This is a genomic window from Shewanella sp. 10N.7 (assembly GCF_020806285.1).
In the GTDB taxonomy this organism is placed as follows: Bacteria; Pseudomonadota; Gammaproteobacteria; order Enterobacterales; family Shewanellaceae; genus Shewanella; species Shewanella electrodiphila.
This window is the reverse complement of sequence record NZ_JAJGZS010000002.1, coordinates 63,205-87,963: the sequence shown is the minus strand read 5'-3', so window position 1 is coordinate 87,963 and position 24,759 is coordinate 63,205. Positions and strand designations below refer to the sequence as shown.

General features: G+C 40.3%; 15 protein-coding genes and 1 tRNA gene (1 of these 16 only partly in view). 7 read left to right on the top strand and 9 right to left on the bottom strand.

Features of this window, described 5'->3' with window-relative positions; genetic code table 11:
• Nucleotides 1–15 (top strand) — tRNA-Lys (locus LMH66_RS02320) (it extends 151 nt beyond the left edge of the window).
• 328 nt (nt 16–343) lie between these two features.
• Nucleotides 344–1,513: a DcaP family trimeric outer membrane transporter gene (locus tag LMH66_RS02315; RefSeq protein ID WP_229368304.1), complete on the top strand. Its 1,170-nt coding sequence runs from the start codon at nt 344–346 to the stop codon at nt 1,511–1,513.
• Nucleotides 1,514–1,626: 113 nt separating this feature from the next.
• On the opposite strand, the gene LMH66_RS02310 is transcribed toward LMH66_RS02315, so the two are convergent.
• From LMH66_RS02310 to acs, 3 genes are all read right to left on the bottom strand, one after another.
• Nucleotides 1,627–1,887 carry a GrxA family glutaredoxin gene (locus tag LMH66_RS02310; RefSeq protein ID WP_102528371.1) on the bottom strand — a complete coding sequence of 87 codons (261 nt, stop codon included), beginning with the start codon at nt 1,885–1,887 and terminating at the stop codon, nt 1,627–1,629.
• A gap of 72 nt (nt 1,888–1,959) precedes the next feature.
• Nucleotides 1,960–3,717: a DEAD/DEAH box helicase gene (locus LMH66_RS02305; RefSeq protein WP_229368288.1), complete on the bottom strand. Its 1,758-nt coding sequence runs from the start codon at nt 3,715–3,717 to the stop codon at nt 1,960–1,962.
• Nucleotides 3,718–3,947: 230 nt separating this feature from the next.
• Nucleotides 3,948–5,900: an acetate--CoA ligase gene (gene acs / locus LMH66_RS02300; protein WP_229368285.1), complete on the bottom strand. Its 1,953-nt coding sequence runs from the start codon at nt 5,898–5,900 to the stop codon at nt 3,948–3,950.
• Between the two features lie 186 nt (nt 5,901–6,086).
• Here acs and LMH66_RS02295 point away from each other — a divergent pair, with 186 nt between their 5' ends.
• Complete coding sequence (locus LMH66_RS02295) at nt 6,087–9,509, top strand: PAS domain-containing hybrid sensor histidine kinase/response regulator (RefSeq protein WP_229368282.1); 3,423 nt, start codon at nt 6,087–6,089, stop codon at nt 9,507–9,509.
• 60 nt (nt 9,510–9,569) lie between these two features.
• A complete protein-coding gene (locus tag LMH66_RS02290) occupies nt 9,570–10,172 on the top strand; it encodes a glutathione S-transferase family protein (protein WP_267869061.1) in 603 nt (200 codons plus the stop codon).
• A gap of 86 nt (nt 10,173–10,258) precedes the next feature.
• Here the strand turns inward: LMH66_RS02290 and LMH66_RS02285 are convergent, their stop codons facing one another.
• The 5 genes from LMH66_RS02285 to LMH66_RS02265 form a co-directional block, all read right to left on the bottom strand.
• Nucleotides 10,259–11,140 carry an NAD(P)-dependent oxidoreductase gene (locus tag LMH66_RS02285; protein ID WP_102528374.1) on the bottom strand — a complete coding sequence of 294 codons (882 nt, stop codon included), beginning with the start codon at nt 11,138–11,140 and terminating at the stop codon, nt 10,259–10,261.
• 345 nt (nt 11,141–11,485) lie between these two features.
• A complete protein-coding gene (locus LMH66_RS02280) occupies nt 11,486–14,461 on the bottom strand; it encodes a TonB-dependent receptor (RefSeq protein WP_229368279.1) in 2,976 nt (991 codons plus the stop codon).
• A 667-nt stretch (nt 14,462–15,128) separates the two neighbouring features.
• The gene (locus LMH66_RS02275; protein ID WP_229368276.1) at nt 15,129–16,247 is read right to left on the bottom strand and encodes a DUF917 domain-containing protein; all 1,119 of its coding nucleotides are present in this window, start codon (nt 16,245–16,247) and stop codon (nt 15,129–15,131) included.
• A 164-nt stretch (nt 16,248–16,411) separates the two neighbouring features.
• The gene (locus tag LMH66_RS02270) at nt 16,412–17,776 is read right to left on the bottom strand and encodes a cytosine permease (protein ID WP_229368273.1); all 1,365 of its coding nucleotides are present in this window, start codon (nt 17,774–17,776) and stop codon (nt 16,412–16,414) included.
• Between the two features lie 43 nt (nt 17,777–17,819).
• A complete protein-coding gene (locus LMH66_RS02265; RefSeq protein WP_229368271.1) occupies nt 17,820–19,970 on the bottom strand; it encodes a TonB-dependent receptor in 2,151 nt (716 codons plus the stop codon).
• Between the two features lie 219 nt (nt 19,971–20,189).
• On the opposite strand from LMH66_RS02265, the gene LMH66_RS02260 reads away from it, so the two are divergent.
• Nucleotides 20,190–20,711, top strand: coding sequence for an Lrp/AsnC family transcriptional regulator (locus tag LMH66_RS02260; RefSeq protein WP_229368268.1), 522 nt, complete (start codon nt 20,190–20,192; stop codon nt 20,709–20,711).
• Nucleotides 20,712–21,095: 384 nt separating this feature from the next.
• On the opposite strand, the gene bioA is transcribed toward LMH66_RS02260, so the two are convergent.
• Nucleotides 21,096–22,451, bottom strand: coding sequence for an adenosylmethionine--8-amino-7-oxononanoate transaminase (gene bioA, locus LMH66_RS02255; protein ID WP_229368264.1), 1,356 nt, complete (start codon nt 22,449–22,451; stop codon nt 21,096–21,098).
• Between the two features lie 110 nt (nt 22,452–22,561).
• On the opposite strand from bioA, the gene bioB reads away from it, so the two are divergent.
• Together bioB and LMH66_RS02245 are read left to right on the top strand one after the other, a co-directional pair.
• On the top strand, nt 22,562–23,614 hold the full coding sequence (gene bioB, locus LMH66_RS02250) for a biotin synthase BioB (protein ID WP_102528380.1): 1,053 nt from the start codon (nt 22,562–22,564) through the stop codon (nt 23,612–23,614).
• Nucleotides 23,615–23,632: 18 nt separating this feature from the next.
• On the top strand, nt 23,633–24,745 hold the full coding sequence (locus tag LMH66_RS02245) for an 8-amino-7-oxononanoate synthase (RefSeq protein ID WP_229368257.1): 1,113 nt from the start codon (nt 23,633–23,635) through the stop codon (nt 24,743–24,745).
• Nucleotides 24,746–24,759: the final 14 nt, after the last annotated feature.

Genomic DNA, 24,759 nt, shown 5'->3' with positions numbered 1-24,759 from the left:
CTTCACGACCCACCACTTTTCTGAAAGTGAGATTGCCAGTTTGGCTTTAATTCAGTTCCTCCTCTCAATATTTAACTTCGCTTTACACTTACTACCGTGATATTAAAAGTTACACTCTTCTATAAAACTAAATTAGTATCTACAGCTTTTAAGCATTCTTTTTCTTATCTTCACTTTCATTGCTAAACCTTTTTAATTTAAATATTTACCCATAACTCGTGTCATTCTTCTCTGATAATTTAAGTGGCTCCTCATCTACTTTTGTCTAATAGACCTATTGCTAATGTTGATTAGTTGTTAACTGGGTCATATTGCTATGGATGATAAGAACAGGGAGAGCATGATGAAACAAGCAAAAATTGGTTTAATAATAGGTATTTCGATGCTGGCATTAAGTAATGTGAGTTATGCGGATACTGACATGCAGTTTGGTGGTTATGTTAAAGCTGATGTGATGTTCAGTGATTATGGTAACGGAGCTCCAGACTCAGGAAGTTTATCTCGTCAGTTTTATGTTCCAGGTACTATTTATGGGGAAGCCGGCAATGGTAATCAAGTCGTCGACTTTCAAGCCCGTGAAACTCGATTTAATTTCAAAACCGTGTCTGATTTTGACGGCCATAAATTAACGGGTTTTATTGAATTAGATTTTATGACACATAGCGATGGTAACGAGCGTGTTTCTAATAGTTATTCACCTCGAATTCGCCAGGCATTTATTAGTTACGACAATTGGACCGTGGGCCAAACATGGACGACCTTCCAAAATCCAGGTGCATTACCAGAAAACTTAGATTTTGTTGGCGCAGCAGAAGGTACGCCGTTCGTGCGTCAAGCAATGATTCGTTATACCAATGGTGGATTCCAATTAGCGATTGAAAACCCTGAAACAACAGTTAACCAATATCAAACATCCTCTCGATTAACCAGTGGCAGTGGTATCGTACCTGATGTGGTTGCGCGCTATAACTTTAAGACTGAAGGTGGTACAGCGATTTCTGTTGCAGGTATTTTACGTCAGTTAAATGTAGAGCAAAATCTGAAAGATAGTGACGGTGATGTGACACAATCTATAGATTCAACTGAAATGGGTTATGGTGCGAGTATTGCTGGTGTTATCCCAGTAGGTAGTGATGATTTTAAATTCTCAGCGACTTACGGTGAAGGTTTAGGGCGTTATATGGCGCTTAACTATGCTAACGCTGGTAACCTTGATGCTTCAGGTGAAATCCAGACCATCAGCTCTTATGGTGGTTATGCTGCTTATCGCCACTGGTGGAATGATAAATGGCGTTCAAGTTTAACCGTATCAGCATTTAAAGCAGATAACGACACAATGTTATCAAGCGATCAAGTGAATGCCGAGTCTTACTCAAGCTATATTAACTTACTTTATTCTCCAACTAAGCCATTAACTTTTGGTGTTGAATATATGTATGCAATGAACGAAAGAGAAGATGGTAGTGATGGTGATTTAAGCCGAATTATGTTCTCAGCTAAATACGTTCTGTAAAACAGTTTACGTGTAACTTCTCCCCCCATGAGCTTTGTTACAACAAAAAGGGTTAATTCAATTGAATTAACCCTTTTTTAATGACGTGAATTATCAAATTTTTAAGTTGCTAATTAGCCTAACAAGTTGTTTGAACGAACATACTGTTCGAATTCAGTGTAACCACCTACGTGAGTTTCATCGACAAAGATTTGCGGTACAGTTTCAACAGGCTTGCCTACTGTTTTTTCTAAATCTGCTTTAGAAATGCCTTCAGCATGAATATCTACGTATTTGAATTTAAAATCGTCACGCTGCGCAGTTAATTTTTCTGATAATTCAACAGCACGAACACAATATGGGCAGCCTGGACGGCCAAAAATTACAACAAACATAGTGACTCCTTTTTTTGATTTGACGATTTATACCATAAGTTTTATTGAATTGATAATTTATACCTTACCCAATTAAAAACTGTTCTCATTGATTGTTTTATAACGGCCTTTGTAGTCAAAAAACTTTTCAACTAAATCCCATTTATTCTTCTGTTTTTTTAATAACAGCAAATCAGGAGTTTTAAAGTTTTCAGACGAAACGACTAATTCCTGAGGTGATTTATATTGTGGGTGTTTCATTCCTGGAGTGCGAGAATGAGGTGCAACAAAAATGGCGAATAGGGCGCGACGTTGAGCGGGTGTTTCCATTCTGAACGTTTGTTTAAAGTCATTGGCGTCAATATCAAAATACTGGACTATTAATTTATTGCCTTCAGCGACTAACTGCATTTCTTGGCATTTAAATAAATGATGATGCTGTGATGAAAGCACTTGTTTTAAGCGTTTGTCGGGATCAATCAAGGTTGATTGGCAAGTTTGACAAATACGCGCAGCAATATCATTTTCAGCGCCGCAGTCTGGACACGATTTAGAGCGAAAACGAAAATCGCATTGATGTTTTTGAGTATCGTGAGTATTTTCGATAAGCCCTTGGCAGCGCCTACCAAAATGTTCAACGATATCACCGTCGCCATCAACTAGCCCCCAAAAGGTATTGGCAAATTGACATACAGGACAATGAACCTGAACTGGAACCGACTTGCTGTTAGTTTTTACTTGGCCGACTTCTGGGAAATATAAATCATAGCCATTTGCAGCGTAATCTATGACTAAGCAATCAGGTTTATTAGGCGCTAAACGTAATCCTCTGCCAATCATTTGTTGAAATAAGCTTACGGATGCTGTGGGTCTTAATATCGCGATTAAATCAACGTGAGGTGCGTCAAACCCCGTTGTTAGCACTGCAACGTTAACTATGAATTTAAGTTGCTGCTGTTTAAAGCGGGAAATAATTTCATCGCGTTCAATATGAGGAGTATCAGCAGTAATTAAAGCGGCATCATCTGCCAGCAACTTAATGATTTCTTTTGCATGCCTAACCGTAGCTGCAAAAATAAGCACGCCTTTACGCTGCTCTGCAAGTTGTAGAACTTGTTTGATAATGGCTGTGGTTGCACGGCCTTGATGATTGAGCAAATCATCAACTTCTTTTTGGGGGAATTCCCCTGTTTCAGAAGGCGTGACTTGGCTAAAATCATATTGTGCACTTAAGCCATCAAAGATTTTCGGGGCGGTTAAATACCCTTGCTTGATTAGCGGACGCATAGGCAATTCGAAAATACATTGCTCAAATATAGGCTTTTCAGTATTGCCGACTTTACCGTGATAGTGGTGGCGAAAAATCCATCCTAATCCTAATCGATAGGGCGTGGCGGTTAAACCTAGCAGTTTAAGTTGTGGGTTTTGTTTTTTTAAATGTTCAAGTAGTTGCCAGTATTGACTATTTTCATCGTTACTGACTCGATGACACTCATCGATGATGACTAATGAAAACACTTGAGTAAATTTTTCAGGTGCCCGAGCTGCAGATTGCACACTGGCAACAACGGTTTTACCAACGGCTTTCTTTTGATTTAGACCCGCAGAATAGATACTGGCCTCTTCGGTGAGCAGAGCCACTTTTTCAGCATTTTGTGCCACTAACTCTTTTACATGAGTGAGTACTAGAACATTACCGCGAGCGATCCGTGCAAGCTCTGCAATAACAATGCTTTTTCCTGCACCGGTAGGTAAAACTAATACTGCTGAATCATTACTTTTCTTAAAGTGAGTAATAGCCGCATTGACTGAATCTTGCTGATAATCACGAAGCGAAATGGTTACTGACATAAACTCGTTGTTTAATAATAATTCAATAATTAGAAATATGAGCATGACTCATGACTGAATAGCTACTTTAGCATGGAAGCCCGCTAAATCAGGAACAATGAGATTGCTAAAATGGTTATGTGACATAAAAAAGCCCCCTCAATTGAGGGGGCAATGAGAATCTGGTCAAGATTCTCTAGGTGGGTAGGACGTAAAAGGTTTTGAATAACCTCTAACAAATATTGTTAGCGTTATTCTGTTTTATTCAAACGTGATTCAATTAGGGTATCGATAACTGCTGGATCTGCCAATGTCGACGAATCACCTAAGTTAGTTACTTCATTAGCGGCAATTTTACGTAAGAATCGACGCATAATCTTGCCTGAACGTGTTTTAGGTAGACCGCCAGCCCATTGAATTAAATCAGGGGTCGCGAGGGCACCAATTTCTTTTCTTACCCATTGGCGAAGCCCTTGACGTAGCTCCTCGGTTTCTTCAACACCTTTGGTCAGAGTCACATAAGCGTAGATGCCTTGACCTTTGATGTCATGGGGGTAACCAACTACAGCGGCTTCAGCAACTAGCTCATGTGAAACTAGGGCACTCTCAACTTCAGCAGTACCTAAACGGTGACCAGAAACATTGATAACATCATCCACACGTCCGGTAATCCAGTAATATCCATCTTCGTCACGACGTGCACCGTCGCCAGTGAAATACATACCTCTAAAGGTTTTAAAATATGTCAGTGCAAATCGGTCATGATCGCCATAAACCGTGCGCATTTGTCCAGGCCATGAGTCAAGAATGACTAGGTTTCCATCGACAGCGCCATCTAAAATGTTGCCCATGTTATCCACTAGAGCTGGCTGCACGCCAAAGAAAGGACGAGTCGCAGAGCCTGGTTTTGCATCAGTTGCGCCAGGTAACGGGCTAATCAAAATCCCGCCAGTTTCTGTTTGCCACCAGGTATCGACAATAGGACAAGCCTCATGCCCAATGACTTCATGATACCAACGCCATGCTTCTGGGTTGATTGGTTCGCCTACTGAGCCCATGACGCGTAATGAACTACCATCGAAACCTTCAAACTGTTCTTTACCTTCAGCCATTAATGCACGGATTAATGTCGGCGCAGTGTAAAGGATATTAACTTTATGACGGTCAATCATTTCACCTAAACGAGAAGGGCCTGGGGAGTTAGGAACGCCTTCATGAATAAGTACAGTTGCCCCGTTAGCTAATGGGCCATAAACCATGTACGAGTGACCTGTAATCCAGCCTACATCAGCAGTACACCAGTAGACTTCACCTTCTTTGTAATCAAAGACGTATTCGTGAGTCATTGAAGCGTAGACCATGTAACCACCGGTCGTATGTAAAACGCCTTTAGGGTTACCAGTTGAACCGGAAGTGTAAAGTAGAAATAGCGGGTCTTCTGCGCCCATTTCTTCTGCTTGGCAATGTTCTGATGCTGTTGCCATCACATCACTCCACCAAACGTCACGACCCTCAACCCAATCGATGTCGCCACCAGTACGATTAAGTACAATGACTTTTTCCACACAATCAACATCAGGATTATTCAGCGCATCATCAATACTGCGTTTTAATGGGATTTTTCGTCCACCACGAACACCTTCATCGGCAGTAATAAGAACTTTTGAATTACCATCAATTACACGAGAGGCGATAGAGTCTGGTGAGAAGCCACCAAACACTACTGAATGGACTGCACCAATGCGAGCACAGGCTAACATTGCTACGGCCGCTTCAGGGACCATAGGCATGTAGATTGTAACGACATCACCTTTACAAACACCTTGGCTACGAAGGGCGTTAGCAAACTTACACACATCAGTGTGCAATTCGCGGTAAGTTATTTTACGTTGTTCAGTGGCATCATCGCCTTCCCAAATGATAGCAACACGGTCGCCATTCTTTTCAAGGTGGCGATCTAAACAGTTCGCTGATGCGTTTAATGTACCGTCATAAAACCAATTGATGGAAAGGTTATGATCATCAAATGATGTTTTCTTAATTTTGGTGTAGGGTTTGATCCAATCAATACGCTTACCGTGTTCTCTCCAAAAACCTTCTGGATTTACCACAGATTCTTGGTACATTTTCTTATAGGTATCATTGTCTACCAGTGCGTTGGTTGCAAAATCTGCTGGTACTTTATAGAGAGACTGCGAGCTCATATGGCTTCCCTTTGTCGAATTTAGCGTTACGAAAGTATCGTCTGCAAGGTGAGGTTAACACTATTAGACCTTGGTCTAGTTTTAAAATATCCTTAATATTTAACCTGTTGCGCATGTTAGCATGGCATCAAATTGATACAGAATTATTGCCCAATTATTAAGCAAATATAATAAGAAGAGAAAGCCATGAATTTAACCTTAGTCGTTGCTGTCATTGCAATTTGCTATGTTTCTTTACTGTTCATCTTGGCATGGGGTGCTGAGCGGTGGTTTAGCAAGATCACCAAAAAGGTGCAGGTTTGGATATACGGCTTAAGTCTAGCGGTTTATTGTTCGTCATGGAGTTTTTTGGGCACAGTAGGTCAATCTGCAAACGATTTATGGTCATTTTTACCAATATATTTAGGTCCGATACTGGTCTTTACCCTAGGTTTTGGGGTACTGCGCAAGATGGTTATCATCTCAAAAGCGCAAAATATTACCTCTGTTGCTGATTTTATTGCTGCGCGATATGGTAAGTCTCAGACCTTAGCCGCCATCGTTACCTTAATTGCTTTATTTGGAATAATGCCTTACATCGCCTTACAACTTAAAGCGATGGTATTTAGTTTAAATCTTTTTCAACCCGATAATCAGCCACTCAGTCCTGTGAGTGTCCCTTTATTAATCACCTTCGTTTTAGCCATTTTTGCGATTTTATTTGGCACAAGAAAGCTAGATGCTACCGAGCATAATCCTGGCATGATGGTGGCAATTGCATTTGAGTCATTAGTCAAATTAGCCGCTTTTTTGATTGTTGGTTTTGTGATTACCTATGGTTTTTTTGATGGCTTTGGTGACATTTGGCAACAAGCATCAGAAAAAGACATTATTAAAAAAGGTAATTTGAATATTGTTTCATTTTTACCCGAAATGCTGGTGGGTATTGCGGCCTTTATGTGTATGCCACGTCAGTTCCACGTGATGGTCGTAGAGTGTGCTGAAGAAACTGTACTGAATAAAGCGCGATGGATATTTCCGCTATACCTCGCCATGTTTGGTTTGTTTGTTGCTCCGCTTGCTTTAGCTGGCACCTTATTGCTAGGAGATAACGTTGCTGCTGACACTTATGTGATTAACCTGCCGTTAGCACTCGATCAACCCGTGCTTGCGGTTATTGCACTACTGGGTACCTTATCTGCTGCTACAGGGATGGTCATCGTAGCGGTTGTGACCATTAGTGTGATGATAAGTAATGAATGGTTAGTCCCATTTATGCTACGTACTGGGCGCGTTAACGGTACCAATTTTAATCAGTTTGCTAGATTCTTATTAAACGCACGCCGTTTAGCCATTGTTATCATTCTGGCGTTAGGTTACTTAAGTTACCTATTGTTTGGTAATAGTGAGTCATTATCACATCTTGGTCAGTTATCTTTTGGTGCATTTGCGCAATTAGCACCGGCTTTATTAGGCGGAATGTATTGGAAGTATGGTAACCGCTCTGGGGTGTTTCTTGGTTTAGCGGTTGGCTTTTCGCTTTGGTGTTACATTTTATTTGAAGGCAGTGTCGGACTTGGAGGAGACACAGGATTATTAGCTTCAATCAGCCCTGAAGTTGCTGATACCTTGATTGCACTTTTAGCCAATGTAATTTGTTATGTTTTAGGTTCTTTATGGTTTAGAGCCGGTGTCGCTGAACGTATTCAAGCAAGTCACTTTATTAATCCAGGGGTTAATAAGCAGGGCGATAAAAAAGATGCTAACCGTAAACATGGTGCTATTTCACAGCAAGATTTATTAATCCTTGCCAGTCGATTTGTCAGTCCTACTCGGGCTTATGAGAGCTTTAGTAAATTTTCACCCGATGCAGTGCGCAGTGACTCGTGGCACAAAGTGGCAGGGGAGCCGCTTATTTCTCACACAGAACATATGCTGGCAGGTGTGTTAGGTGCTTCAAGTGCCTCATTGGTCATGGATTCTGTTCTACAAGGGCGTGACTTAGCCCTTGATGAAGTGTTCAGCTTAGTGGATGAAGCCTCTTCAAAAATCATTTTAAGCCAAGACATGCTTCGTGGTGCGATTGAGCATGCATATGAAGGTATGAGTGTTGTCGATAAAGACTTAAACCTTGTTGCATGGAACTTTAAATATGCTGAGCTGTATGATTATCCTGAAGGTTTTTTACAGCAAGGTATGCCGATTAGTGAAGTGGTTCGCTTTAATGCTGCTAGAGGTTATTGCGGTGAAGGAGATATCGAAACTCAAGTTGATATTCGGGTGCAACACATGCGTAATGGCACAGAGCATACTTCTGAGCGTCAGCGCCGTGATGGCAAAGTCATTAAGATACAAGGTAATCCAATGCCTGATGGTGGCTTTGTAATGACCTTTACTGACATTACGCAATATCGCCTGCAAGAAAAAGCATTAATTGAAGCGAATGAAACCTTAGAAACTCGTGTGCAAGAGCGTACTTATGAACTGGCGATGCTTAACAGTGAACTGCTTGAGGCTAAAGCCCAAGAAGAGCTTGCTAATGCCTCGAAAAGTCGTTTCTTAGCAGCAGTTGGTCATGACTTGATGCAACCTTTAAATGCCGCTCGATTATTTACCGCTTCGCTTGCTCAATATCCAAATTTGGATTTGGAAGGTAAAACCACCATTTCGCATATTAATAACTCTTTGCGCACAGCTGGTGAGCTGTTAACGGATTTACTCGATATCTCCAAGCTTGATTCAGGCATGGTCGAAGTTAATCGCCGAGATTTCGCATTGGGTGAACTGTTAAATGGTTTAGCTGTAGAGTTTGCGGCGATGGCGAAAGATAATCAAATTCGATTTAACATGATGCCTTGTAATGCCACGATTAATTCTGATTTATCCTTATTAAGACGTATTTTACAAAACTTCTTAACCAATGCTTATCGTTACGCCAAAGGTGGTCAAGTATTGCTTGGTTGTCGCCGCCGTGGTGATTTTGTTGAGATCCAAGTATTGGATACAGGCTGTGGCATTGACGAAAACGAAACCGAAGAAATCTTTAAAGAATTTAAACGGCTAAATCATCCTAGTAGCCGTAATGTCAGCGGATTGGGGTTAGGGTTGGCGATTGCAGATAGAATAAGCAAAGTACTCGACCATCAAATTCAAGTGAGATCAAAGCTCGGACAGGGCTCTGTATTTTCGATAATTGTGCCCCTTGGAGAAACGATTAGCGAGAAAGTGATCAAGCCAGTACCAACATTAACTCAACCGTTAGCGGGGGTGAAAGTGTTATGTATTGATAATGAAGAAGCTATTTTAGCAGGGCTTGAAAGTTTATTAACCCGCTGGAAATGTGAAGTGGTTTGCGCGTCTGATTTAGCCGATGCACGTATTAAGCTGGGCTTAAAAGGCGTGGCACCAGATATTGTGTTAGCGGATTATCACTTAGATAATGACCAAAATGGCGTGGATGCGATGGACGGTATTCGCTCTCGTTATGGTGAGCATCTACCTGGTATTTTGATTACAGCCAATACTAATAAAGATCTCGTTGATGATGTTCAAAAACGCGGCTATCACTATATGGCGAAAATGGTAAAACCCGCAGCGCTGAGGGCACTTATTTCAAGCCTAGTAAAATAAAATTTTTAGATAATAAGTCACAGACTTAAGTATTGAAAAAACAAATCGAAAGGATGAAGAATGATTACAGTCTTTGGGGATGAAAAGTCAGGTAACTGTTACAAAATTAAGTTAACTCTTAGTTTACTCAACATAGACTATCAGTGGAAAAACGTAGACTTACTTAAAGGGGAGACGCAAACCTCTGATTTTTTAACTAAAAGCCCACAAGGTAAAGTCCCCATTATTGAACTGCCTGATGGCAAAATATTAGCTGAATCAAACGCAATCATTGGTTACTTAGCTGAAGGTTCGCAGTTGATCCCTCATGATACATTCGACAAGGCATTAATGTATCAATGGATGTTTTATGAGCAATACACACACGAACCTTGCATCGCAGTGGCGCGTTTTATTCAGTTTTATCAAAATATGCCTGCTGAACGTCAATCTGAATATATTGTGTTACATGAGAAAGGTGAGCAGATATTAAGTTTGCTCGATAAAGAGCTTCTGGCTAAGCCGTTTATGATAGGGGAGCAATTTACTTTGGCTGATATTGCCCTTTATGCATATACTCATGTTGCTCATGAAGGCGGTTTTGACTTGTCAGTATATCCCAATATTCAAAACTGGTTATTTAGAATTACTGAGCAAATTGGGTATGTGGCAATGATAGACTAAGGGATATTACAGGCATAAAAAAACCTTACCGAGTGTGACTGTTCAAACAGTGACACCCTAGTAAGGTTATTTGAGTCAGTTTTAAATTACTTTGCTAGTTTAGTGAAGTAATCAAAAATTACTGGTACGTCATTCTGACCCATACCTGCATCAACCGCTTCTTGTAAGCTTGTTGAAGTACCTTGAGCGATTAAAGACTTAGTACCTAAGTCTTCACACATTGCAAGGAAGTAACCAAGATCTTTGTTTGCGTTAGCAACAGAGAAACCTAATTTTTCTTCACCGTCTACAGCGTAGAACTTACAGAACTGCATGAAAGGTGAGTTAGAAGGACCAGCTGACATAATGTCAAACAGTTGTTGTCCGTCAACACCAGCAAGTTTTGCTACAGCAAATGCTTGAGACATAGTTGCAACGGTTGTCATGCCCATGAAGTTGTTAATTAACTTCGTAGTATGACCAGCACCTAATGCACCTAGGTGGAATACATTCTCGCCTTGCTCTTCTAAAAGCGCTTTAACTTTGTTGAATGTTTCCATTTCGCCAGCAGCCATGATGTTTAACAGACCATCTTTAGCGTGTGCAGGAGTACGACCTAAAGGTGCATCAATCATGCCTGCGCCTTTTTCTGCTAGTGCAGCACCGATTTTCTTAGTAGAAGCAGGGATAGAAGTACCGAAGTCAACTAATACAGATCCTTCTTTAATACCGGCTAAAACACCGTCATCACCGTAAACAATTTTTTCAACAACAGCTGAAGTCGTTAAACAGAATTGAACAACGTCACTCGCTGCTGCTAGTTCTTTTGCTGAAGTAAAGGCAGTTGCGTTACCACGGTCAATAACACGAGCAACAGCTTCTGCACTAAGATCCATTACATTGACTTGATAACCTCTCTTTTGAAGGTTCTCAACCATGTTGCCGCCCATAAGGCCAAGTCCGATGAAACCAATGACAGGCTTTGTCATATCTAACTCCTAAATATATTGGTAAATGCTATCCGAATGCTAATAAAATCTAGCATCTAGAATAGGCGTGCTAAGTTATTTTTATAAAGCGATGACTGAATTTCAGTGTTGGCTTTATATATTCAATTAATGATTCGAATACTTTACTTACTTCTGATTTTTTAATTGTATTACAATAAGACTGTAAAGCCAAACTATTACTGACCAATTATCTTAATTGGTTTACCAATTTGTGATTTTGTGATTTTGGTTGTTTTTTGAAGTAAACAAAGTGGTGTGGCTATTTGTATTTATTTAAGAGAGCCCATTAATGTTTAATAGGCTCTCTTCGAAGGTGTGGCTAAATTAGAATCTAGCGCGTAGACCTAGAGTGTAACGACGATCTGATTCACTGTATTTCCATACTGAACCTAGCTCAGTTGTGTACTCAATTGGTTCACCTGTTAAGTTCACAACGTTACCGACAACAGCAAAGTGTTCATTGATATCCCAGCTAGCAGAGAAATCAAACTGACCACGGGCTTCACGGTAGTTGTTACCCACAGTTGCATCAAAGTTGTCTGCAGTAGGGTCATTTTGGTTAAATACGTTATAACCTAAAGCACCCACTGTTTGAACACGTTTTTCAGCTTGTGAATATAAGTAACGGTCACGCCAGTTGTATGCTAAACGGAACTGAAGATCTTCATTTTCCCAGTAAATTTGACCGTTAGCCGTATTTTCTGAAATATTTAGAAGAGGGTTACCGTCAGGCTGTGCACTATCTGCATAGGTATAGTTGGCATTAACACCAAAACCAGACCAGAAACCAGGTAAGAAGGTAAACTGCTGTTGATAAGCTAATTCAATACCTTTTACTTCACCGCTACCGCCATTAACGTCAGTATCGATTACGATACCCGTTTGGCCAGCCGCTTTTTGTTGGTCAACGTAAGCTAAACCTTGATCTTCTGTAGCAAAGTTAACATCGCCTTGGCTTTGTCCTGCTGTGTCGAGTAAACAAATGTTCCCCCACTCAGTGGTGTTTTGACCTGAGACAGTGCTTGCATCTGCTAAACAGCTGCTGTCAGTTTGGGTAAATGAGTTAACATCTTTATAGAAAAGTGCAGCAGAAACTAGACCACCGTCTCCAAAGTAATGCTCAACCGAGAAATCATATTGCGTTACACGGTATGGCTCAAGTTGGTAAGAACCTTGAGTACCAGTCACTAACGAGTTATCAATTGATAATGCAGGGCTTAATTCATCAAAGTCTGCACGTCGCATTACTTTAGCAGCTGCGAAACGCATTAAGGTTTCGTCAGTTAACGTATAAGTTACGTTTAAGCTAGGTAGGAAATCCGAATAATCATTTTTACCTGTATCTAAAACTTTATTACCATCAGCATCAACCGATGCAACAACACTTGATTCAAGTTCTGTTTGAATATAACGACCACCGAATACCGCTGTTAGGTCGTCGAAATCCAAATGGAATTGAGCATAAATCGCGCTGGTTTTCTCATTAATTTCTTTATATGCACCATTATCTTCTACCATGTTGTCAGCTAAAGAGCCGTTCATAGCATAAGACGTGCCTGCAAGCATTTGCTTAACAAGTTCATAAGTTGCTTCAGTATTTTGCAACTGATCAGCATCGTAAACATTGTATGTTAATAAATCGTTTTGACCGTTCACACCAGTTTGATCAAATGAGTTATTTAAATTAACAATGTTCATGCTATCGCTAAGAAGCGCATTATCAATCCAGATTGGCGCAAAATTACCATTATCATCAACGGCATTCTTGTATGAATCTTTTAGCGTGGTATTGCCATTAATTGGCTTAAGATCATAACGATTAGCTGTGTAGTCTCTATCAGTAAAGCGAACACCAGCTTTAACCGCTGATACCCAATCTACACCGATATCAGACATTTTAAAGTCAAAGCGAAGTGCTTGTTCTTCATTGTCAGTTTCTAATGTTTTGTGGAAAAATTCACGGAATACTAAGTTATCAGGGTTAGTTAACATACCCGAGTCGGCATACATATAACCAGGAATGCCGCCACCTGAATAAGAGCTACTCGTACTGGTGTGAGTCACTAAATCAGTTGTAGGATCGGTACGTTCGATAGGACGTAGGTTGAATTCGTTTGCTGTTTGTTTTTCTTCAGATTTTGATAAAGAGTACTCAGCAGAAATTTCAATTGAATCAGTTAAGAACCATTCACCGCCAATAGCGTGTGAAGTGGTATCCGATGTAGTGAAGTCACTCCATGTTTTTGGAATCACTAATACGCCATCTAAATCGTAGTTATGTAACTCACCATTACTATCATAATATGAATCACTTCTAGCGACACTAGAACCGCCCACATCAAGAATAGAGTACGCTGATTGACCACCGTCAAGCTTTGTGGCATTCAAATCAAGATAAATATTAGCTTCTGCGCTCACAGGTTCCCATTGTAGCGAGATACCATAAGCAGTACGTTCACGTTCTTCTGTTTTTTGCTCTACTGTATTCTGAGTACGACGCAGGTATTTACCATTTGGTCCACCAGAATCATCAACAATACCGTCACCATCAATGTCAATATTGTCTTGTAAATCTACTTTGCTAAAAAACTCATCACGACGTAATTCACGATCTAGATAAGCTAAGTTAGCTGACGCACCAAATGAACCCGCATCACCGAGGTCCCAGTTATTACCAATACCCATAGAGAAATTAGGTGCTGTATTTTCAGTTTTGTCTGCGTATTCACCGTCTAACGTTATCGCTACTAGAGGCTCTGAAAGTTCTAGTGGACGAATCGTTTTCATGTTGACAGTACCCCCCAAGGCACCTTCAATCATGTCAGGAGTCGGTGACTTAATTACTTCTACTGTTTTTAAGAAACTTGATGGGAAGTCATCTAACCCGATACCGCCACGGCCAGCGCCAGCAGTTGAACGGCCATTAAGTAATACAAGGTTTTCTGATACACCACGAATTGTGACAGATTCACCAACACCAAAGTCAGTGCCAATTGAAACACCTGTAATACGTTGTAATGCTTCTGCAATGTTGTTATCTGGTAGCTTACCTATGTCTTCAGCAACAATAGCGTCAACGATACGATCATCAGTTCGTTTCATTAAGTTTGCCGCTTTCAAACTACCGAAGATACCTTTAACAGCAATCACTTCGATGTCATCGGTATCTGTTTGTTCAGTTGGTTCTGCAGCGTAAGCTGGTAGTGTTAACAGTGCTGTTAATGCTGCACCGAAAATTGATATATTAGTCGCTTTACTTTTAGTGTCACTAAACATGGCACTTATTTTATTCAGCTTCATAATTCCCCCAAGAATGGTATCAGGTCATACATTACCCTTTGGTATGACCAATTATTGTTGTTTTTATCAACAGCAACATTTATATAACAAGGGTAATTCGAATGCAACCTATTATTACCAAAATGTTCACATTGGTTTACCAAGGTCTAATCTTTCTTGGTTTGTCGCTATTTATGAACGATACTGGCTGTTCTTTAGTAGTGCTAAGACTGGGGCCAGTTCTGAGCTGTATTCTGGCTCATCTATCTGTTTTTATGGGGTTTAATCTTTATCGGTGGTCGTGCTGTAGATGTGGGGCTTTGATAGTTTAAATACAGTTGTCTAAATTTTGGTAATGTATCAACCTACGTATTGGTAATACCAGTTGGTGTTGTTTTTATTACAGAACTTATTCACGTAGTCCTAGATTTTAATTGAAATAAATCAAGTTTAAATTAGGTGATGTTGTAAAAAGTACTTATAAAACAGGTGTTAAACTCATATTTTAAAATTTGCAATTTCAGGCGAGGATTTTTCAAACTTGTAATAATGTAACGAACCTGTGAAAAATTAACATATTGGTGCTCAATATAAATAGTTGTTAAACATTGGCAGAGGGATTAATTGCGGAACTCAATATCAAGTTCAGCAATTTAGTTGATGAGATTAGTTTTTAGTTAATGCAGTCTCATTTGTTAGCAAAATAACGTGTAACGGCAGGTTGGTAAGGGGTATCAATCCCGACGTAAGCAGGTCCAAAAGCTGAAAGTCCGCGCTCAGTGATGAACTCTTTAGGTGCGGGAAGTACTACAATGGCCACGTTCATCTGTTTATGATAATTAGGATTGGTAATAGGGGTTAAGTTATCCATATCTAAGCAACAAATTAAGTCAGGAATAGTGATATCAACCTTGTCATTGACCCTGGCCACAAGGTTCTCATTTTTTACTTCGATATGGTAACGGTTATTCTTAAATTCACCCGTTCCGTCAATAAATACTTCGCCTATAGTAAAGCCATCTTGGGTTTTAAAGTTAAAATCAGTGACCACACCTCTGAATGCCACATAACCTTCACCGTGACTTGCTATCGCAGTTGCAATATCTTCGCTTTGTTCTTTGGCTAGACGATAAGCCTGACCAATCGCTAATGATTTAGAAATTGTTCCTTTAATGACGGCATTTTTTACTTGCTCAATGGGCATAGCATGATCAATCGCGGCAATGTCATTGCGACTTATCATAGATAAAGCACGGACAACGCTTTCAGCGCGTAAATCATCTACGACATTTTCACAGATAAAACACTCACCAAACTCATTAGCTGTGACTATTGGTGCTGCTGGAATATTATTAAAATAGTAAGTTGAATGGGTTATCTCTGGCACTGCTCGTCCTGCTACATCAGCATCAATAATATAGCCATTTGCCATTGCTGCAACGTAGAATGAGATAGCGGTATTTGAACCGCCTAATTCACAGCAAATGGTGCCGTAGAATTCATCGCCCGTGTATTTTTCTAAGCGCCTGAAAGCGGTCATGATTGAGCTGCTATTTGACTTAGGCAGACGCGTATATTCCTGCTCTTCCTCTACTGTGAGTGGTGATAATGCACCGAGCATATAAGGAGTGCAGATTTTTTTACCTGTTGGCACATCATCAACACTGACTAAGTTAAAGGTTTTACCTTCTGCTAGTGCTTTATCAATATAATAGAAGCCCTCGTCAAGCTCACCACCACCGCCTGTGCCGAGAATTGCACAGCCGTGTAAAATATCAGATAAGTCTATTCGAGTGAGTGTTTTCATTTTTATATATACCTAGTGACTTCTATTGGTTTAATCGATATAAAACGAGCGTTAATTTGAGTTTTATAGCCATCATCATAGTAATTATTCGTCAAAAATTTTATGTTCAAATCTTGTCGCTTTACGATAATTTTTGTTGGGTTTATACCGATTAACCAGTGATTTTATTTGCCTAGACACTTTTTAAAACCAAATGCTTTACTCAAAACATAGTAAGACAACATGGTAAGAAGCATTGCGTCGCAGACTTCAATGCTTGTGAGAGTGAAATATTCCTGATTGACCATGATTGAAGTAGCAATGCCCACTCCCCATGCTATGACGGCACAGTGATTAACTGCTGGCATTTGCGGTAAATCTTTCAATTGATATGGTTGTTGATGGCGCAGTAGGAAGAAATCCACCGCATAAATGGCTGCAACAGGGGTAAAAATAATGGATAAACTAAATAGGAAGTCGGTAAAGTTTGCTAATAAATTAAATGAGGCAATGACAGTGCCTAAAACACCTGCTGCAACAATGATTTTCCACTCTTTCCAATGAACATTAATTGCATTAAAACCGAGTGCAGCACTATATAGGTTAACCACATTAGTGACCCAACTTGACATAATTAACAAGACGAATGCGAAAATCCCAAACCCTAGCGTTAGCATGACTTGTAAAATGTCACTCTGTTGAACCGCTATGCCTGCTATTGCGGCCGCAATATATACAAAAGTATTGAGCAATAAAAATGGTAAAAATGAGGCAACAACAGTATCTGTTTTAGTTCTAGCGAAGCGGGTAAAGTCTGGCATTAATACCACACTGACAATAAAGCTACCCACGACGGCTGAAACGGCTTCGCCGAAGGTGAGGGAGAAAGAGGTTGGTTCGGCTGTGCTATTTGATGATAAATTTAATCCGAGGCCTGCTGATGTCTCTATCCCGAGGCTTTTATATAATAAGTAAGCTATTAAAAAAAATAGAACAGGAACAAATAAGCTAGACAGTTTCTCAATTAAAGTGAAGCCCCAGATTGTTGTGAGCGTAATTAAGACGCCAGCTGATATTTCCAATAGCCAAATAGGGGCTTTGACATTAAACATTTGCAGCAGCAGAGTCTGGGATACTTCACTAAATAGATTAATGTTGACGCCGTACCAACCTAACAATGACAACACAAAGGCAAGGCTCAGGAAATTAGCGCCTTTGGTCCCGAAAACAAACTTCATCGTCATACAGGAGGTTAATCGGTTGTGCATGCCTACTAGACCAGTGACCACGCCTAAGACAGAAAGAATTAATCCGCCTATTAAAAAGGCATAAATACTTTGTTCAAGCCCAAGCGCATTGCCTAATTCAAGTCCCGTAATTAGGCCAGGAACAGCAAAAGCTAGCCCACCGTTAATCATGCCAATTCTTACTCCACCTATCGTTTTATGCTCTGGCACGGGACAAGTGGCGTAATCTTCAAATATCTCATCAATAGGAGTATTTGAACTTTGTTGGGGCTCAATTGATTGCGATGGCTGATTGACTGACATGAAACCTCGACAGGCCTCTTTTTGAGGCCTTGAAAAATAGTAGTTAGAAATTATATATGGCTTCAATACCATAGGTACGAGGTTTGTTTGGCATACGTGCTAAGTCAGTTACGCCATCCCCATAAAAGAAGATATCTTCAATTGTGCGTTCATCGGTAAGGTTATTCACATAAAGTTGTACTGTCCAATCGTCAGATTGTAAACCAACGCCAGCGTTAATAGAGGTGAACGTTGATGAAGTGACATCAGGAATTTCAATATCAAAATATTGTGGCCCCTGTACTTGAATATCTGCTCGCGAAACGATTGACCAATTAGCCCCAATAGGGAAGAAGTGGTTAGCTGAAAGTGTATAACTGTATTCAGGCACCCACACTTGTGAGTAGCCTTCAAGTTCAGGTCTATCGGAGAACTCTTTAATTTCAGAATCAATAATGCCAGCATTAAAACGCACATCAAGATTCTCTGTCGCAGCCCAACCTAATTCAACTTCTGCACCTTTGGTTTCTACTTTATCGATAGCAAGATTTTCTAGGGTAAAGCTATCAACATTAAATTGGGTAATTTGCGCATCAGATTGTGAAATCATAAAGATTGCACCGTTTAAGGTTACTGTATTTGAAAATAATGTCGTTTTAAAACCCGCTTCATAGCTATCGGATACTTCTTGATTAAATACGCGATTAATTCCTTCTGCTGGTTCATTAAAACCACCACTTCTAAAGCCTTTTGAGTAACCGGTATAAAGTAATAAATCTTGGTTCATTTGATAAGCTAAAGTGAATTTAGGTTGCCACTCACTGAATGTATCTTCAGCAAATGTGTCTACTGGATAATTAGGATCGTAAGACTCTCGCTTGTCATTGTCGTATCTAAGCGCAGCAGTCAACTCAAGTTTATCGGTAATGTCATAGTTGATTTGTCCTGATAGTGCCCAGGCTTTACTGCTATTTTTATCAGCAATGGTCAGATAAATCATATCGTCAGTAAAGTCATCTCTGTCTAACGGGACATCACCTAAGAAATCGTCAAAGAAGTTAATGGTGTTATCACGTTTTTTGTCTTGATAAAACGCAGATACAGCCCATCTTAATGGTTGGTCACTTTGAGAAGTGAATCGAGATTCCACCGTGAATGATTTCACATCAAATAGGCCTTCAGTGCCAAATGGGGCACGGAAAAAGTCTTCTTCGTCAATAAAGGTTGGATCAGCCGAGTAATCACCATCGTAAAAGTGATTGTTCTCAGAGCTGCTATAGGCTGTGATTAAGTCGAATGTACCAAGGTCGTAGTGTTGAGTTAATTTTGCACTGACTTCATAAACATCACGTTGATCGTTATTACGAATATTTTGAGAGGTTGGAATATCAAAATCTTCAGCAGTTTCCTCTGTTACACCTTGATAATAAGCAAAACCCGCGTCGCTGGTAGTGTATCTGCCGCGAAGGTTTAAACTAGTATCGTCAGTTAATTCGAACTCTAGCTGACCAAAAACCGAGTCTTCGGAAAAATAATCTGCTTGTTCATCTAAAAATACATTATCAATTAAACCATCTGAATTTTTGGTGTAGCCACCGACGCGAAAGAAAGCGCTACTGTCATCATTTAATGCACCAGAGACGACACCATTTAAATTATAGGTGTTGCCATTACCATATGAGCCTTTTAGCGTGCCTTCCAACTCTTCAGTTGGTTTTTTTGTGGTCACAATGACTGCGCCTCCGATAGCGCCTTTACCGTATAGCGCACCTTGGGCACCACGCATCACTTCGATACGTTCTATATCAACTAAGTCTTGGTTGATAAACTCTAAATCAGGGGCTGTAACGCCATCGACGACAAACGCTAATGGCGCATCTCCTACCTGTGGGGTGATGAGGCCTCGAATCGTAATACGCGCTAAACCAGGGCGAAAGTTATCTAATTGGCTTAAGTTTGGGGTCAGATCAGCAACATCACGAAAGTTTTCAATGCGCTGATTTTGGATCATATCACCACTGAATGCGGTAACAGAGTCAGGTACATTTTGCAGGGTTTCCACACGGCCACGAGCGCTTACTTCAATTCGCTCAATACCAGTATCAGCATTGCTCGATTGTTGCTCTTCTGCCGAATGAGCAATATTAATAAATGATAAACTGATGGCAGAGGCTAAAATTGTTTTTGAAAAAAACTGACGATGGCTGTGGTTCATGTGTTTGCCCTCATAGGCTGATATGCATAAATATGTAAATATTGTGCATGTGTGATATCCGTTACAACCATTGTGGCGCTTTGTGGAAAAATAATATTTTGTAATGCTATTTAAATGCAGTGAAAAATTATCGCTTTGAGATAAAACTAACGAAATTTTGCAACCAAATGAGAGATAATCCATTATAGGCAAGGTAAATATAGGCTTAGGTTTCTGAAAATGAAAAAGAAAGTAAAAATTGATAGTTACAATAAGAAAATTTTGGCCACACTTCACCTTGAAGGCGATCTCACTAATATCGAATTAGCCGATAAAGTCAGCTTATCACCCAGTGCGTGTTTTCAAAGAGTCAAAGCGCTGAAAGAAGCTGGTTATTTTAGAACCTTTCACGCTGATGTGAATTTAGAACAAATTTGTGAACACGTACTGGCATATGTCGAGTTTACCTTACGTGACAACAGTGCGCCTTCTAGCCGCCGATTTGTGAGTGCGATTCAAGACATTCCAGAATTTATGGATTGCATGCAGCTAAGTGGTGATGTGGATTATATGTCCCTTAGTTGTTTTCCAAATATCAAAAAGCTTAATGAAATTTGTACTGAATTATCAGATCGTCCAGAGTTAAGCATTAAAAATATTAAAACCCGTATCGTATTAGAGCGCAGTAAGTGGTTTTTAGGTTACCCATTAGGCAGCCTTAAATGGCTAGATGATAATGCGCAAGAGAGCGAATCAGCTTAATAACTGAACTTTAATATGCTTTATCGTGACACAGGAATTAATGTCCTAAGAACAATTATCATAGTTATTCACATTAGATTGTTTATTATTTAAAACTGTCGCAGATTCTGGTTAGGATTTTTGGGTTAATGACTCTTTATACAGAATAAGTTCAGCGTAAATTTGTTTGCTAAATCGATAAACCATAATTTCTCTTCTAAATGAAAAAGACCCGTTATCAAAGCTGATAACAGGTCTTTAATCTAGCCGTATTTAACTTTTGACAGGCACTATTTACTGGCATGAATTGCAGAGATTAAACACAGCCAGCATTTCAAAGTCAGAATAAAAACAAGTCAGTTATGTTAAAAGGCAGCCGTTACTGCAATTTTGTCATTAAAAAAGCTAGCCATTACTAAAAGTATCTGCACTGCTTTGTTCTTGAGTAATATCTGCAGCAATGGTTTTCATTGCTGTGGTCAGCTTAGTAAGCTGAACTGAGCTAATGGTGTAAGGCGGGGTGATATATATGACATTACCAAAGGGTCTTATCCAAACTCCAAGTTGAATAAAGGCTTGCTGCAGTGCGCCGGTATTGATTGCACTTTCCATTTCAATCACACCGACAGAACCAAGCACTCTCACATCTCTTACATGTTGATATTGAATAGCCTCTGCGAGTTCAAGTGTCATTTGCGATTCGATGTCGCTGACTTGTTGTTGCCACTTGCCCGTTTGTAATATGGCTAAGCTGGCATCAGCAGCTGCGCAGGCTAATGGATTTCCCATGAAAGTAGGACCATGCATAAACACGCCAGCTGGGGAGTCACTAATGCCTTGTGCAACTTCATCACTGCAGATTGTGGCGGCAAGACTAATATAGCCACCCGTTAAGGCTTTGCCTAAACACAAAATATCAGCTTGGATATTGGCATATTCATAGGCAAACAGCTTACCTATACGGCCAAAACCGGTTGCTATTTCATCTAAAATTAACAGCACTTGGTATTTATCACACAAGGCGCGTAAAGCGACTAAGTAATCGGCTGAGTAAAAGTGCATACCACCAGCTGCCTGCATAATCGGCTCGATGATAATGGCGGCAATGTGCTGATGATTAGCTTTTAATATTGCTTCTAAGGTGTCCGTATCGCCATCTACTAACGCCTGATTAAAGTCAGACTGCGGCGCAGGGGCAAATAATTGCTCAGTGACAGCATTACCAAACATAGTATGCATACCATTATCAGGATCGCAGACACTCATGGCTGCAAACGTATCGCCATGATAACCACGTTTAACGGTGAGCAATTGTTGTTTCAATGGCTGGTTTTTACCTTGCCAATATTGCATGGCCATTTTCATGGCAACTTCTACAGCAATCGAACCTGAATCGGCTAAAAACACTTTAGTCAGATTTGGACTGGTCATATCCACTAAGCGTTTACACAAGTTAATTGCTGGTGCATGGGTAATACCGCCAAACATCACATGGCTTAATGTGGTTAATTGATGCTGCATGGCATTAATAATTTCAGGACGATTATAGCCATGAATACAAGCCCACCAAGAGCTAGTGCCATCAATTACTACTTGGCCATCAGATAAGGTTAATTCACAACCATCGGCTGAATGAACCCCGGTGACTTTTGCGGCTTGACTCATTGAAGTGTATGGGTGCCAAATATGTTGCTTATCGAATGCAAAGTCGATTTCGGAATTAATTGGCGAGTCAGAGTGTTGAGAATTTAAGTTGTTCATATTTTAACCGTTAGTCAAGGTGTGGTGCTTGGTAGCATTGACAGTTTAAACGCTGAAGGTATCCTAACCCAATATAAAGTGAATATAAAATGAATAAAAAAGGATTAACCATGTCATCGTCAGCGATCCGTCACGACTGGACTAAAGCAGAGATTGAAGCACTATTTGCTTTACCAATGAATGATTTACTGTTTAAAGCTCACAGTATTCATCGTGAAACCTTTGATCCTAACGAAGTACAAATTAGTCGCCTATTATCGATTAAAACCGGTGCTTGTCCTGAAGACTGTAAATACTGCCCGCAAAGTGCGCGCTACGACACGGGTCTTGAAAAAGAACGTTTACTGGAAATCGAAAAAGTGATTACCGAAGCGAAAAGTGCCAAAGCTGCAGGGGCATCACGTTTTTGTATGGGAGCAGCTTGGCGTAACCCGCGTGAACGTGACATGCCTTATTTAACTCAAATGGTGAAAGATGTTCGTGCGTTAGGCATGGAAACCTGCATGACCTTAGGCATGTTGTCACCTGATCAAGCTGATGAATTAGCTAGTGCAGGTCTTGACTACTACAACCATAATTTAGATACATCGCCTGAGTACTACGGCGACGTTATCACGACTCGTACATACCAAAACCGTATTGATACCCTATCAAATGTTCGCGCATCTGGCATGAAAGTGTGTTCAGGGGGTATTGTAGGTATGGGTGAAAAAGCCACCGACCGTGCAGGGTTATTACAGCAACTGGCTAACCTTGAACAACATCCAGATTCAGTACCTATTAACATGCTTGTTAAAGTAGCAGGCACACCATTTGAAAAAATTGATGATTTAGACCCACTTGAATTTGTGCGCACGATTGCAGTGGCGCGCATCATCATGCCTAAATCTCGTGTACGTTTATCTGCAGGTCGTGAGAATATGACCGATGAACTGCAATCTATGTGTTTCTTTGCTGGTGCAAACTCGATCTTTTACGGATGTAAATTACTGACAACACCAAATCCTGAAGAAAACGATGATATGACTTTATTTAAACGCTTGGGGTTACATCCTGAGCAAGGTCCATCTGCTGATATCGAATCAGACAGTGCTTTACTTGCCAAAGCAAATGCCAAAAAAGATAAAGCAACTCAACAGTTTTTTGATGCTGGCGCAATTTAATCGTTAATAGGTTTTGATATGGTAAGTCATCCAATCTTAGATAAAATCAGTCAGCGAATGCAGCAACTGAATAATGATGGCTTACTCAGAAAGCGTAAATTGTCTCACGACAATAGCAATCCAAGCGTTATCGATTTTAGCCATAATGATTACCTAGGATTAGCGAGTGCCAATGAAATGGTTGATGCCCTTACACAAGGGGCAACAATCTATGGCGTAGGCAGTAAAGCCTCGCCGTTAGTTTCAGGTTATAACCAAGCACATTTTCAAATAGAACAGAGTTTATGTGAACTCACAGGACATGAAGCTGGGCTACTTTTTTGTTCAGGCTTCAGTGCAAATCAAGCGTTAGTTAAAACCCTATTTGACTCAAACAATGTGGTGATCGCCGATAAGCTTATTCACGCATCAATCATTGATGGAGTAAGAGATAGCGGGGCAGTCTTTAAACGCTTTAAACATAACGATTTAAATCATGCCAAGCAGCTACTCGAACGTAATCCCAATAGCGTGGTTATTACCGAAAGTGTCTTCAGCATGGATGGTGATAAAGCACCATTAAAGTCGTTACAGCTTTTGTGTCAGCAGTATAATAGTTTGCTTGTGGTTGATGATGCCCATGGCTTTGGGGTCACGCCAACTCAAGCCAATGGTAAGTTTTGCGATATCCAAGTGGTGACATTTGGTAAAGCACTTGGTTGTCAGGGCGCAGCCATATTAGGTCCCAAAGCAGTGATTGATTTTATGGTTGCTCAGTCTCGCCAATATATCTATTCAACAGCGTTATCACCAGCCAGTGCATATTTGGCACTAGCTGCAGTAAAATTAACCCAAGAACAACCACAAAGGCTAGCAGCCTTGAATGCCAATATTGCTGAATTTAGGCAGGCTTGTGGCAAAAACAATATTGAACTCACCGATTCAACCACTGCTATTCAACCTGTTCTCATTGGTGATAGTAATAAGACAGTGTTAATAGCGAGCAAACTTTTTGATTTAGGCTTTGCAGTTGGGGCGATAAGGCCACCGACAGTACCCGCAGGGCAAGCAAGGCTTCGCGTTACGATTAACGCGCAGCATAGTAAGCATGATATTGCTGAATTGGTTTGTGTATTAGCCACCTTAATTTAATTTTTAAGCATACT